The 12,815-nt window shown below is 65.2% G+C and carries 9 protein-coding genes and 1 tRNA gene; 4 read left to right on the top strand and 6 right to left on the bottom strand.

What is annotated here, in order from left to right; all coding sequences use genetic code 11:
* Positions 1-20 precede the first annotated feature (20 nt).
* Positions 21-2,171, bottom strand: coding sequence for a penicillin-binding protein 1C (gene pbpC, locus RAD10_RS18640; protein ID WP_461618688.1), 2,151 nt, complete (start codon positions 2,169-2,171; stop codon positions 21-23).
* A gap of 80 nt (positions 2,172-2,251) precedes the next feature.
* Entirely contained in the window at positions 2,252-7,456 is a 5,205-nt protein-coding gene (locus RAD10_RS18635) for an alpha-2-macroglobulin family protein (RefSeq protein ID WP_461618687.1), read from the bottom strand.
* A gap of 408 nt (positions 7,457-7,864) precedes the next feature.
* Here RAD10_RS18635 and RAD10_RS18630 point away from each other — a divergent pair.
* Together RAD10_RS18630 and RAD10_RS18625 are read left to right on the top strand one after the other, a co-directional pair.
* Positions 7,865-7,941, top strand: a tRNA-Arg gene (locus RAD10_RS18630).
* A 143-nt stretch (positions 7,942-8,084) separates the two neighbouring features.
* Positions 8,085-8,312, top strand: a complete 228-nt coding sequence (locus RAD10_RS18625; RefSeq protein WP_461618686.1) for a hypothetical protein — start codon at positions 8,085-8,087, stop codon at positions 8,310-8,312.
* A 33-nt stretch (positions 8,313-8,345) separates the two neighbouring features.
* Here RAD10_RS18625 and RAD10_RS18620 read toward each other — a convergent pair whose 3' ends face one another.
* Positions 8,346-9,632, bottom strand: coding sequence for a hypothetical protein (locus RAD10_RS18620; protein WP_461618685.1), 1,287 nt, complete (start codon positions 9,630-9,632; stop codon positions 8,346-8,348).
* A gap of 116 nt (positions 9,633-9,748) precedes the next feature.
* Here RAD10_RS18620 and RAD10_RS18615 point away from each other — a divergent pair, with 116 nt between their 5' ends.
* A complete protein-coding gene (locus tag RAD10_RS18615; RefSeq protein ID WP_028144728.1) occupies positions 9,749-9,976 on the top strand; it encodes a DUF2171 domain-containing protein in 228 nt (75 codons plus the stop codon).
* Between the two features lie 169 nt (positions 9,977-10,145).
* On the opposite strand, the gene RAD10_RS18610 is transcribed toward RAD10_RS18615, so the two are convergent.
* Entirely contained in the window at positions 10,146-10,364 is a 219-nt protein-coding gene (locus tag RAD10_RS18610) for a hypothetical protein (protein WP_018323145.1), read from the bottom strand.
* A gap of 689 nt (positions 10,365-11,053) precedes the next feature.
* Here RAD10_RS18610 and RAD10_RS18605 point away from each other — a divergent pair.
* A complete protein-coding gene (locus RAD10_RS18605) occupies positions 11,054-11,227 on the top strand; it encodes a hypothetical protein (RefSeq protein ID WP_461618927.1) in 174 nt (57 codons plus the stop codon).
* Positions 11,228-11,580: 353 nt separating this feature from the next.
* On the opposite strand, the gene RAD10_RS18600 is transcribed toward RAD10_RS18605, so the two are convergent.
* Both RAD10_RS18600 and RAD10_RS18595 read right to left on the bottom strand, forming a co-directional pair.
* Complete coding sequence (locus RAD10_RS18600) at positions 11,581-12,372, bottom strand: hypothetical protein (RefSeq protein WP_461618684.1); 792 nt, start codon at positions 12,370-12,372, stop codon at positions 11,581-11,583.
* 175 nt (positions 12,373-12,547) lie between these two features.
* Complete coding sequence (locus tag RAD10_RS18595; RefSeq protein ID WP_461618683.1) at positions 12,548-12,778, bottom strand: hypothetical protein; 231 nt, start codon at positions 12,776-12,778, stop codon at positions 12,548-12,550.
* Between the last annotated feature and the right edge of the window lie 37 nt (positions 12,779-12,815).

The following is a 12,815-nucleotide window of genomic DNA, read 5'->3' as shown; positions in this document are numbered from 1 at the left end:
CACAACCGCTTGAGGCAGGGTCATTGAATTCGAATGACGACTGTGTCCGCGGCGCCCGTGGCGTCGATCACGGTGAGCCGCGCAAAGCCCGGACCGGGCGGATCGATCAGGCGCTGGCGGCGGCCGTCGATCTCACCGAGCGCCGTACCGTTAACCATGACGGTCATGGGCAGCACGCCGCCAGCGACCTTGACCGGCATCGCGGCGCTCTCCTGCCCCCCGGAGCGATCGACGTCGATCCGCGAGCCGTTCAGCGGGAACTGGATATGCAGCGCCTGCTCGCGGCCGGTCCGCACCAGTTCCCCGACGGGGCGGAACCGCTTCAGCGGCAACGGCAGCTTGGCGTTGCTGGCAACCAGGGTTCCCCTTGGCGGCTTCGGCAATGCGGCCAGCGTCTTGCCGCTGCGGGCGAAGGCGTCGAACAGGATCGGTGCGGCGGCGACGCGCCCGATCAGGCCGGGAACCGGCGCACCATCGGGCCGGCCGACCCAGACGCCGATGGTCATCCGGCCGTCGAACCCGACCGACCAGGCGTCGCGATAGCCGTAGGAGGTCCCGGTCTTGAAAGCGATGCGGTTGTGAGCGGCGTTCTCCGGCGGCGGCGTTCCCAGCAGCACGTTGCCGACCTGCCAGGCCGCGACCTGATCCAGCAGCCGGAGTGGCTCGCGGTCGTCCTTGTCAGCCATCACCTCGCGCAGCGGCTTGGTGGTGCCGAGGCGGGCAAAGCCCGTATAGAGCTGGGCGAGATCCTGCAGCGTCACGCCGACGCCGCCGAGCCCCATGGCGAGCCCCGGCGCTTCGTCCTTGGGCAGAACCAGATTGCCGCCGGCCTGCCGGAGGCGCGAGGCCAGTCGGCTGGAGCCCACGCGGTCGAGCAGCACGATCGCGGGCACGTTCAGCGAGAGTTGCAGCGCCTTCCTCACGGGCACCGTGCCCTGGAAGGTCATGTCGAAATTTTCCGGCGCGTAGGAGCCGAAGCGGACCGGCCGGTCGTCGATCAGGCTCTCCGGATGGACGAAACCGTCCTCGAAGGCGAGCCCGTAGATGAAGGGTTTTAGCGTCGATCCTGGCGAGCGGATCGCGCGGGTCATGTCGACCTGCCCTGCCCGGCTCTCGTCGAAGTAATCGGCCGAACCGACGCGGGCGAGCACGTCGCCGCTCTCGTTGTCGACCACGATGATGCCGACCGAGATGTTCGGCCCGAGCGCAATGGCACGGTCGCGGGCCAGCGGCTCCAGCACCTTCTGCAAATTCGCATCCAGCGTCAGCTTGATGACCGGCTTATCCTTGACCGTCGACAGCGCGGTATCGGACGCATGCGGCGCCAGGATCGGCATCGGCTTGCGCAGCTTTGGCACGGGCACGGCCTTGGCCTGCCTTGCGTCGTCTGCGCTGACCACCTGCTCCTCGACCATACGGTCGAGCACGCGATCGCGGGCCTTGCGCGCGGCCTCCGGATGGCGATCGAGGCGGCGCGTCTCCGGCGACTGCGGCAGCGCGACCAGCAGCGCGGCTTCGGCCAGCGACAACCGCTTCGGCTCCTTGCCGAGATAGCCGATCGAGGCGGCGCGGATGCCCTCGAGATTGCCGCCATAAGGCGCGAGCGCGAGATAGAGGTCGAGGATCTGCTCCTTGCTCATGCTGCGCTCGATCTCGATCGCGCGCACCATCTGCCGCAGCTTGGCGTAGAGCGAGCGCTGCCGCCGCGGCTCCATCAGCCGCGCCAGCTGCATGCTGATGGTCGAGCCGCCTGAGACGATGTGGCCGCGCGTTGCCAGCTGCCAGGCGGCGCGCCCGAGCGCGAGCGGGTCGAGACCGTTGTGGGCGTAGAAGCGCTGGTCCTCATAGGCGAACAGCAGCTTCAGATAGGTCGGGTCGACGCTGGATTTGGCATCGACCGGCAACCGCCAGCGGCCGTCGGCCATGGCGTAGGCCCGCAGCAGCTTGCCGTTGCGGTCGACGATGGTGGTGGAGACGTGCCGGGCTTCGTCGAGCGGGAGCGGGCCGAGCGAGTAGACCCAGATCACGAAGCCGACGATGGCGAGGACGAAAGAGAGTGCGAAGGCGGAGAGGATACGAAGGCCGCGGCCCCTTGCTGCGTCATGGCCGGGCTTGTCGAGGCCATCCACGTTCTTGCCCGCTGCGCCACAGTTCGTGGATGCCCGGGACATTTGCGCGAAGACGCGCTTCGCGCTTTTGCCCGGGCATGACGACTGAGTATGTGGCTCCGCTGCGCTCATTCAATCAGCACTCACTTCGCCGCCCGCACCTCGACGGTGCCCGTGCCCGTCCGGCCGTAGCGCGAGGGATTGTACATGTCCTCGACATAGGCTTGCGGCAGCACGTATTTGCCGGGCGAGACCACGCGCACGATATAAGCGACGGTGAAGACCGATTTGGAGTCCGAGGCCCGATCGACCGCCGCCGTGAAGCGGTCGTCGCGGAACTCGGTATCCTCGGGCTCCTCGCCGTCCTCGATCCAGTCCAGCGTGCCGCTGTCGCCCGATGACACCAGCTTCGGGTTGTCGATCTCAAGGCCTGCCGGCAGATAGTCGGACACCATGATGTGGCCGTACTCAGGCTTGGCCTCGGTGATCTTCAGCACCACCGCAAAACGCTGGTTCTGCTTGACCTTGCTGATGTCGGTCGGCTTGCCGTCGAGCGTGAAGTAATTGCGCTCGATCTTGAAGCCGTTCGATGCTGCCGGCTCCGGTGTCACCGGCGAGCCCGACACCGAGACCACCGCCTGCACCGGCGCATCGCCGGTGTTGGTGATCTTCAGCGGCTTGCCCTCCAGCGTCGCAGCCTTGTAGCTGCGATAGAGCGCGGTCTTGACCGGCTGGCCGTCCACTTCCATGGACAGGTTCTCCTTGGCCAGCGCGCGCGCGGCCAGCACCAGCCACGCATTCTCCTGCGTGGAGGTGTAGGGCGTCAGCCCGCGCGCGGTCTCGACCCGCGACACCGCCTGCGTCAGCGTCGCCTTCGGCGCATTGCCTTCGCTGGCAAGCGACACCAAAGCTGCGGCATCGCGAAGCTGCGAGCCGTAGTCGGTGCGGCCGAACTCCAGGACGGGCTTCGGCGCGAGCGAGTCGAGCGCGGCACCATAGACGCGTTCGGCGCGGTTGCGGTCGCCGACGAGCGCGAGCGCGGCGGCGAGCTGCGACTTCGCGATCGGCGTTGCGAGGTTGTTCAGCTTGGTGTCGGCGAGATAGCGGAGATCGCCGATCGGCGCTGCGCCGTTACGTGCGAGCACGTAGAGGCCGTAAGCGAGATCGCGCCCGCCGTCCTTCTCCGGCTCGTTGCCGTTCACGACGGAGTTGCGGATGCGGTCGAGCGCGTTCTTGAACAGGACGTCCGGCACCGCAAAACCCTTCTCACGGGCGCGGGTGAGGAAGTCCGTCACGTAGGCATCTAACCAGGCGTCGTCGCCGCCGGCCGACCACAGGCCGAACGAGCCGTTCGAGCCTTGACGGGCCAACAGCCGCTCGATCGCGTCGCGGATGCGCTGGTCGACTTCAGTGTCCATGGCCAGATGCGCGCCGGCAGCAAGGTCGTTGACGTAGAGCAACGGCATCGCGCGGCTGGTGATCTGTTCCGAGCAGCCATAGGGATAGCGGTCGAGCGCTTTCAGGATCGTTGCCGCGTCGAGCGCGGTCGACAGGCTCGCCGAAACCGAGACGCTGCCGGTGCCCGGCACGAGGTCGGAGAACATGTCCGAGGTCAGCGTCAGGCTCTCGCCCTTCGCCAGCGTCCGGATCGACCGCCGTGCCAGCACCTGCGTCGCCGCCTTGACGTCGAACGCGTAGTGGCGCGCCAGCGTCAGCCCGTTCGGTCCCTTGATGTCGACATCGAGCGTCGCCTGCCCGGCCGCGGTCGCGTCGATCGCCAGCGCAAACGAGTTGCGCTGCTTGGCGGCGAGCTTGACCGTGGTGGTGGGATTGCCCGTCATCTTCACCGGGCCGCCGGTCTTCACGTTGATCACGTAGTCGCCGGCCTGGCCCTCGACATTGTCGATCTCGAGGTTGACCGTGCCGTGGTCGCCATTGAGCAGGAAGCGCGGCAGCGTCGTGGTCAGCACCACGGGGTCGCGGATCACGACATCGGTGTTGGCGCGGCCAAGCTTGGTCGCGGTCCACGCCACCGCCATCACGCGAGCGGTGCCGGCGAACTCCGGAATGTCGAAGCTGACTTCCGCGCTGCCATCGGAGCCAACCGTGACGATGCCGGAATAGAGCGCCAGCGGCTTCTGCGCGGGCGGCGAGCCCTGCAGCTCGGCCGCTCCCGCGTCACCGCCGGACTTGATCTGGCCGCGCGTGCCGGACATGCCGTCGATAAGCTGCCCGTAGAGGTCGCGGATCTCGGCACTGAGGCGGCGCTGGCCGAGATAGTAATCGTCCGGCGCCGGCGGCTTGTAATTGGTGAGGTTGAGGATGCCGACATCGACCGCGGCGATGACGATCTTGGCATCCTCGCCCGGATTGAGCCCGTCGAGCTTGACCGGGATCTTCAACGTTGCGTTGGGCCGGATCAGCGACGGCGGCGACAGCTTCACCTGCAGGGTGCGGACCTGCTTGTCGATGCCGAACCATTTCAGGCCGATCGCCCGGCCCGGCATGCGCTGGGCAGCGGCGTCGAGCGGGCGGCGCAGCGTCGCCACCACGTAAGCGCCGGTGCCCCAGTCCTTGCCGACCGGGAGCTTCACCTGCGCGGTGCCCTCCTTCACGTCGATGGTCTGCGTCGTCAGCAGGCGGTCGCCGAGCACGTTGATGGTGAGCTTGCCGGCACTGCGGGCATTGACCGACACCGTCATGGTGTCGCCGGAGGAATATTGCGGCTTGTCGATCGAGGTCTCCAGGAGATCCGGCGTGTCGGCGCTGCCGTCGGAATACCAGCCGACGTCGAACTGCACCGAGGTCACCGGGCCATCGGCGTCGTTCGACTTTACATCGAGACGGTAGCGGCCGGGCTGGGGGCTGAGCGAAATCCGCGCCGGCTTGTCGGCCGTAACGGTCACATCACCGTCGGCAACGCGCGAGGTCGACTTGACCGGCTCGTACTCCCAGTAATTGTTCTGGCGATACCACTGGTAGCGCGACTCCATCTTCAGGAGCTCGTAGCGCAGGCCGTCGCGGCGCAGCTTCTCACCCTCGGGCGAGACGAACAGGACATCGAACTCGGCCTTGTCGCCCTCGGCGACGTTCTTGTCACCGAATAGCGGCTTGACGCCGATCAGGGCGGTCGCGGGCGCCACCGGCAGCACGATCTTGCGCTCGACGGCGCGGCCGCCGGTCTCGACCATGCGGACGAAGATCTGCGCCTCCTGCGGACGCGTCGAGGCCGGCTGCTTCTCCAGCGTCACCGGGAAGGTCGCAACGCCATTGGCGTCGGCTTCGGGCAGGTTCTCGAGCGGCGTACGTTCGTTCGAATTGGTCTCCTCGTCAGCAACGCCGAACTGGTAACCGGCAAAGCCCGGACGTTCGGTTGCGGGCGCGACCAGCATGTCCCCTTCAAGCTGCAGGCCGGACGCGGGCGCGCCATAGAGGAAATGGCCGTCCGCCTTAAGCTCCACTGGAGCGTTAGCTTTGATCAGCTTGTCCTTGGCGGACAAGCTGAATTCGATCCGATCAGGAACGTAGTCCTCGACCATGAAAGTGGTCTCGCCGACCGAGGAGCCTTTCGGGTCGGTGAAGGCGCGCACCCGCCACGTCCCGGTCGGAACGGCCGAGTTGAGCGGCACGGACAGCGTACGGCCGCCGGCGCCCTGGTCGGCGAGCGCGGCACGTCGGTATTCGACGCCATCAGGGCGCTCGATCACCAGCGTCAGCGGTCCGCCGCTGACGGCATTGCCCTGCCCGTCGCGCAACAGTGCGGTGAGATAGACGGTCTCGCTGGACCGGTAGACGCCACGCTCGGCATAGACGAAGGCATCGGCGCCTGCCGGCACCACGCGGCCGGAGACGCCGCGATCGGACAGGTCGAAGGCGGAGGACTTCAGGCTGAGGAAGGCATAATCGGCCTTCTCACCCGTGACCGTCAACATCGCCGGCGACAAGCCGCCGTCGCCGCGCGCAAGGCCGGCCTCGAACAGCACATGGCCGCTGTCGTCGGTCTTGCGGGTCGCCAGGATCTCGTTGTTGCGGGCAACCAGCCGCACCTCGGCCTTGCCGACCGGATCGGTCGAGGCCAGCGAGTTCACGAACACATGGATACCGTCATTGCCGGAATAGGCTGTTACTCCGAGATCGGAGACGATGAACCATTGCGTGGCGAGCTGGTAATCGTCGTCCGAGCCCGGACCCTTGGCGGCGGCCGTCATCACGTAGACGCCCGGCTGAAGCTCGCCGAGTGCCTGGTCAACCGGAAAGGCCGTGGTGACGTCCTGGTTCAGCGTCATCGCGGTTGCGAGCTCGCCGGTCCAGACTTTTACGCCGCGCTCATCGCCGAGATCGGAGAGCTGGTATTTCGACAGCGTCTTCTGGAAATCGCTGTCGACCACCGTGTTGATCAGGTTGCGGTCGCCGATCCGGAAGACGTTGATGTTGACCGCGGGCGTGTTGACGCTGACCACGGGAATGCCGCGCTGGCCGGTCCGGGGCAGCACATAGGCCCGGCTGGTGAAGCGCACGAACGGCTTGCGGTCGCGCACATAGACGTTGAACTCGGCCGATTTCGGCAGCCCCTCCTTCACAGTGGACGGCAGGCCGGCGCGCAGATTGATGTTGTAGCGCTCGCCGTGCTTCAGCCCGTCGACGCAGAGCTGCTTGCCTTCGGCCGAGACCGCCGGCTTGTCCTGGCCCGCCAGCGCCAGGTACGGCGCGAAGTCGGTGCGCTTTGCCAATTCCTCGGAGAACTGGAAGCAGGCGCGCGGGCTCGCCGAATCCGAGTCCACGGTGTAGTCGAGCAGCCGGAAGCCGTGCTCGTCGCGCATCTTCTCATATTGGCCGCGGACGTCGGCGACCTCGCGCATGTCGAGCGACAGCCGCAGCGAATCCAGCGCCGGCCGCCATAGCTTGCGCTCCGACAGCGACTTGCCGAGCACCGCAAGCGCGTCGGCCTCCTCGCCCGGATTGCCGGCGCGCAGGTAGGCGATGTAGGCCGCTGTCGAGGCGCGTTCCAGCAGGAAGGTCTGCTCGCTCGAGCTCTTCGGCGAGATCTGGAAGATGACCTTGGCGAGCCGCAACCAGTTGCCGGCGTCTTCCGGCGTGGTCGCCGCGATCTGGCCGAGGACCGATAGGCCGGTGCGATAATCGTTGCGCCGGAAGGCGGCGTCGGCGTCCGTCTTCAACGTCGCATTGGTCTTGGCGACGGGCCCCGCCTCGCTCTTGATCTGGGCCTCCAGCTTGATCGCGGAATCGGCGAGGTCGTCGCGCTTGAACGCCTTGTCGGCAGCGTGTGCCGCGCTGAAGCCGAGCGCCAGCGTGGCGCAGATTGTGACGGCGCGAGCAAGACCGATCATGATGGACTCCCGGAAATCGCGGACAGCCGCCCGCAGGCAGCATGAAATGCGCGGAAAGGTGACGGACTCAAGGCGATGGAACCAAAGGTGCAAATCGTCGCATTCGCCATGGAAAGGCAAGCCCAGAGGAGACCGATCAAGATACCGCCGCACACACCGTCCTGATGGCGCAGCAATACCCGACCCGTCGACCGGCGGCCACATCCCGGAAGCTGGCCAGCATTCCCGGCGATGTGATCCATCGTCCAGTCCGCTGCCGCTCAACCCGGCACCCTGACATGCCACCGTCTCGCTTTGTCGCGGCTCTGAGGAAAAGGGTTCGGTTCAGACTTGGCGAAAGACGATATTTTTCATATTTGGCATGGTAGATGAACCAGCCGGCCTCCCAACGGAGGCTGGCGTAGCGACGGTCCCATAGCTCAACTGGATAGAGTAGCGGATTTCTACTCCGCGGGTTGCAGGTTCGAGTCCTGCTGGGATCGCCAGTCTCATTCTAAATCCACCGCCCTTCACGAACGCGTGGGTAACCATACGCGGGCCTTTGAACCGTGCCGATCAGCCCTATGTAAGCGGCGGGCGAATTGCGCCCGCGTTAAGGACTCCGATGCTTCCTGCCGAATGGACGAGAATGGCCATCGCATTTGCGGTGGCGATCGTCGCGATGTCGTATCTGGCAATCGACGCAGGCGTTGTGAACACCAGTGTGGTCACCAGGCCCATCAAGGTGGCTCAAGCATCGATCATTGGCGCCGCCATGGGCCAGCATCACCTTTCCTTCGCCGTTCAGGAGTGGGCGCGTCCCAGCCGCGACAACAGCGAAAAACCGGCCCTGGAGCACTGCCTGGCGATCGACTGATCGAGGCGCCCTCTTCCGCGCAAGCGACGACATTCATCCTCCGCCACCTGTCGACTGACGAACCTGCCACCAGCGCGCAATCGCTGAGGTGAGATCGCCCCAGACCTCCGTCGGCAAATCCGAGACCGCCACCCGCACACTATATTGATCCGTGGTCGCGTCGTGAAACCACTCGGTCGCGGCAAAGTCGAAACCGAAGCTGCCGGCATGGCGAATCGGTAGGCCCTCGGCGCGCAGTTCGTTGCTCATGTCCTCGGCGTCCTGCCGCGCGCTCGCCTCGTCGAGAGGGCGCCTGCCCCGCAAGGTGACGTAGAGACCGTGGGCGAAATGGAGTTCGGCCGAGAGCGCCGGGAGCTTTGCAGCAAAATGGCGAGCTGTGCTTCGGCCGTTGCGCAAGATCGCCGCGACACGCCTCTTCGTGAGGGCCCAGTAGGCCGCGCTGCCGACAAAGGGCGGGAAGTGCGCCGGCAACGCCGCGCCGCCGAGCAATCGCACCGCGTTGCGGGTTTCGGCTGCAAGACGTGTCCATTCAGGGCGCCCTGCCCGCTGCTGGTCATCATTCCCCTGCACGAAAACCGCCGAGCCGAGGCGGCCATATTCCGCCCCGAGCGAATCGAGCTTGTTGTGGCTTCGCACCAGCACCAGTGGAATTCCGTATCGCCGGGCCCAGCCCAGGACGCGCCGGATCCGGCCCGAGCTGCCTGCGAAGCATGTCGTATCGAAAATCACGAGATCGAGACCTGAGCCGTCGCTTCGGATCGCCGCCTCAATAGCGCCGGCGCGGGAGCAGGAATCCAAAAGCAGAATTTTGGGCGAATTCGCCGAAGCAAACGCATCACCCAACGGCGGCCTCAAAGCCACGAGCCGCAAATGAGGAACAAGGCCCCGGATCAGCTCCATCGTCTCGCCGTAGGAACCGGGAAGCACCAGAAAATCAGCCTTCTCGACGATTTGCGCGGAAGCGAGCAGCACTGCGGAGATCGCAGCCATGCCCGAGGCAGTATAGATCGCCGCGCTCATGCCGCCGCATTCGAACTCATAAAAGGAAGGACCGCGCACCGTAAGATCGGCCCGCTGGTAGTCGTAACTGAACTTGAAGGGCCCGCTGACGGGATCGGCGCTGTGCGACCAGGCAGTTTCCGTTGCCTTCCACCCGTGCAGCTCGTGCTCTGCCCTGAGCGCCGCAGTGATCTGGAATTTCGACCTGACGACCTCGTCGACCGATCGCGGACGCGTCAAATCGAGCGGATGGCTCAGGCAATCGTTTAACAGCCCGAGTTCCCTGTGCTTCCGTTCCAGATAGGCCTGTATGGTCTCCATGCGCGTCTTGGGCAGATCCGATCGGACCTCAACGTGCGGAAATCGCCTTGGGTCCAACGCACGCCTGCTGCAACGAACATCGATCCTGGCCGTTGAGACGGCGCAAGGAGGACAACATGTCTGAGATCAGAGAGCACATGAAAATCATCGGCAAGGACGGCGCACATGTTGGCACCGTCGACCGCGTCGAGGGCAACCGCATCAAGCTGACGCGGAAGGACAGCCCGGAAGGTCACAAGGACCATCATCACTACATCGACATGAAATATGTCGGTGCCGTCGAAGGCGATGTCGTCAAGCTTTCAATGAATGCCGACGCCGTACCGAAGACGGAAGCCGCCTGAACATTGAGCCCCTTCGGGGGCTTTTTGTTTGTTCACGATCCGACTCCGCTTCGTTCCAAAAGCACGAATCGTAATCGCAAAATCGGCGCTGCGCTTTTCTTAACATCGCGTTTCGTCGGATCGATCACGTAGCCATCGATCACGTAGCCATCGATCACGTAGCCATCGATCACGTAGCCATGGGCACGAGCGTCGGCCGCAGCAGGTAGGCGTCGATCGCAGCGTTCGACAACAACAGCCTGCGGCGCTCTCCTCGCAGCATCAACCTATCGATCCTGTTCAGGATGAAGCGGGCGGAGTCCTCGTGCTCGCCTGTGAGCAGGCCGGATCGGTCGAGATATTTCCAGGCAATGTCGAAGGACTGGGCGCGTAACTCGGGGTCGGTCATGGACGGCCAACGTCCTCGGGGAACGGAGGTTCCTGTTTGAGCGCGAGCGAGGCGGGTCGCCTTGCGCAACGCCAGGCGTATCGAACACGGCACAACAAAATGAGCAGCGGCGTGGAACGAGATCACGACCGGCACGTTAGATGGCTTGAAATCAAGTGGTGCCGACCTGCCAGCCCCGGTCGGCTTTGAAGGGCCCCGTGCTTGTCCCCCGAGCACGGGGCTTTCTCATGCAGATCAACCGGCTGACCGAGTTCGGCCCGTCATCGTCTGACGCGAAATTCCCCTGCGAATGCCCTCAATCCGTCCGCTCGTCGCGCTGGTCGCGGGCCAGCTCGTGCCAGGCCAGCGCCAACTGGATCAGCCGTTGCCGGTCGGCGCCTTCCGATGCCGCGGCCTGCTTCATCGCGGCCTCCGCTTCGTGCTGTGGGTCGTACTTGGTACACATGAGACCGACTCTAGCGGGCTATCTGGACAAGCACATGGCAATTTCGTCCGTATGATTGCGGGGTAAGTCCGCGTCTCCGGACTGAGAACAAACGCCCCGGCACGATCGTTCTCTGCATGCATGCGCTGATTGCGAAGCCATTGGGCTGGGCTCCATCCAGGCGATCTGTGAATTGTGTCACAGTCCGCGACCTGCATCTCGGTTAAACCATGTTTCGACGCTCCAGCAGCACGCGGAGGCATCGATGGTACTTCCCGTCATGACACAAGACGCAGCAGCTCCGGCCAACGTCCCGACGCAACGACAAAGGACCGACCTGCTCGGCATCGCCTATCTCGGGACCATCGGCATCGTGATGCTGGCCTGGATCGCCGGCCTGGTCTGGGGCGCAATTGCGTTCTTCAACTGGCTCGTGTGACGCAGGACGATCCGTCGCGCTGGCGAGTAAGGATCGCGGCCGCGATCGTGCCCTAGAACAGGCAGTGCAGCATCTGCCCCAGCTTGATCCCGCCGCAAACGATCATGGCCCAAAGCGCCAAGCTGATCTGGATTGCATCCAGCATGTCCCACGTCCCCGCGAATCGATTTCCCAACGCTTTTTCTTTTGAGAATCGCGTGAAGCGGTACCGGGAGCCAGTGCTATTTTGAGGCAGTTGTTGTGCGCCGCCGAACGTCGCGCCGACATACGCATCGAGACAATCGGTTGACTGCACCAGAACAAAAGAGGCGGGCTTTCGCCCGCCTCTTTGAGGTCAGGATGCGACCGGTGCCTTAGCGGCACGCTCGCGGATCGGTCGGCACGTACTGCCCGTCCGGATAGCGGTAGTAGCAATTGCCCTGCGCCCAGTAGTAGCCGGGTTGGGATGCGGCGGTGGCACCGGCGATGGCTCCGGTCGCGCCGCCGAGAACCGCGCCCGCGGCAGCCCCTGTTGCGTTGCCCGAGATCAGTCCGCCCAGCACGCCGCCGACGATGGCGCCGCCAAGCGCGCTCGCGCCGGGATCAGCCGGCGGTGGCGGAGGTGGCGGTGCATAGGCGACCGGAGGCGGCGGCGGGGCATAGGCCACCGGCACGTCGTCGTAATATTCCTCGGAGATGTAGCCGGGCGGACCGGCCATCCGCTGCGGATAATAATACCAGACCCCGCCAACGTCCCACCACCAGCCGGAGCGGCCGTTGTGGACTTCGTGGCGCCAGCGCCCGCCGTCCCAGGAGCGATTGCCACGATAGGCATGTCCGCCCCAGTCGCGCGTCGGAGCGGGACCACGGGCGACATAACGTCCTGGCGGTGGGCCGCCGGCGCCGTGCGGACCGGGACCCGCATGGGGCTGGCCACCGGGCTGCGGCGCGGGCCGGGCCGCCTGCTGCGGCGGGGGGCCCCTGCGTATGTTCTGACTGTCCGCAGGCGGTGCTCCTGCGCCCGGGCGGGCCGGAGGTTGACCGGCGTCCCTTGGTGGCCTGGCGTCCCTCGACGGCCCGGCGTCCTGGGCCTGCGCCGAAAGCGCGAGCAACGACATGGCCGAAACCAAGGGAATGATGATCTTCATGCGGCTGGACGCACTCATGCGTGCTTGACCCCTACTCTCTCGAATGCCGTGGTGCCTGGCGCGATAGACGATTCGGATCGCGCTCGGCTTGATGCCGGCTGACATAGCTGACCTGCTTTGTTTGGCTAAGTCGCGTTACAAATGATTAAGATCACGGCAATTTTTCGGCTCGACGGGCTGCGCTGGAGTGCTTCTAGCGGGCCGGCTCGATCACGTTGCAATTGCTCCGCCCGGACATCAGGCAGTCCTGCATCTTGCTGGCCGCGGTAAGGTCCCGCGCGAGCCACCAGCCGACACCGAGGATCAGGATCGCGATGATCAAGCCGGCGATCGCGCCGCGGCGGTTATCGCCGGATTGAGGCTTCGGCTGGAATTTCGGCTTCTCGCCCGGTTCGGGCTTGGACTCGAGCTTGGACGTGGACATGGCTACCTACCGTGCGGGCGCCGGCTTACCACCTCTG

Source organism: Bradyrhizobium sp. 23AC (assembly GCF_054863025.1).
The sequence above is the reverse complement of the archived record's forward strand: the minus strand, read 5'-3'. Positions and strand labels throughout refer to the sequence as shown.

What these genes read in the sequence shown, in the direction of transcription:
- RAD10_RS18635 (WP_461618687.1), bottom strand. Translation starts at nt 7,456, where the DNA reads ATGATCGGTCTTGCTCGCGCCGTCACAATCTGCGCCACGCTGGCGCTC.
- RAD10_RS18600 (WP_461618684.1), bottom strand. Translation starts at nt 12,372, where the DNA reads ATGAGTGCGTCCAGCCGCATGAAGATCATCATTCCCTTGGTTTCGGCC.
- pbpC (WP_461618688.1), bottom strand. Translation starts at nt 2,171, where the DNA reads ATGTCCCGGGCATCCACGAACTGTGGCGCAGCGGGCAAGAACGTGGAT.
- RAD10_RS18595 (WP_461618683.1), bottom strand. Translation starts at nt 12,778, where the DNA reads ATGTCCACGTCCAAGCTCGAGTCCAAGCCCGAACCGGGCGAGAAGCCG.
- RAD10_RS18620 (WP_461618685.1), bottom strand. Translation starts at nt 9,632, where the DNA reads ATGGAGACCATACAGGCCTATCTGGAACGGAAGCACAGGGAACTCGGG.
- RAD10_RS18625 (WP_461618686.1), top strand. Translation starts at nt 8,085, where the DNA reads ATGGCCATCGCATTTGCGGTGGCGATCGTCGCGATGTCGTATCTGGCA.
- RAD10_RS18605 (WP_461618927.1), top strand. Translation starts at nt 11,054, where the DNA reads ATGGTACTTCCCGTCATGACACAAGACGCAGCAGCTCCGGCCAACGTC.
- RAD10_RS18610 (WP_018323145.1), bottom strand. Translation starts at nt 10,364, where the DNA reads ATGACCGACCCCGAGTTACGCGCCCAGTCCTTCGACATTGCCTGGAAA.
- RAD10_RS18615 (WP_028144728.1), top strand. Translation starts at nt 9,749, where the DNA reads ATGTCTGAGATCAGAGAGCACATGAAAATCATCGGCAAGGACGGCGCA.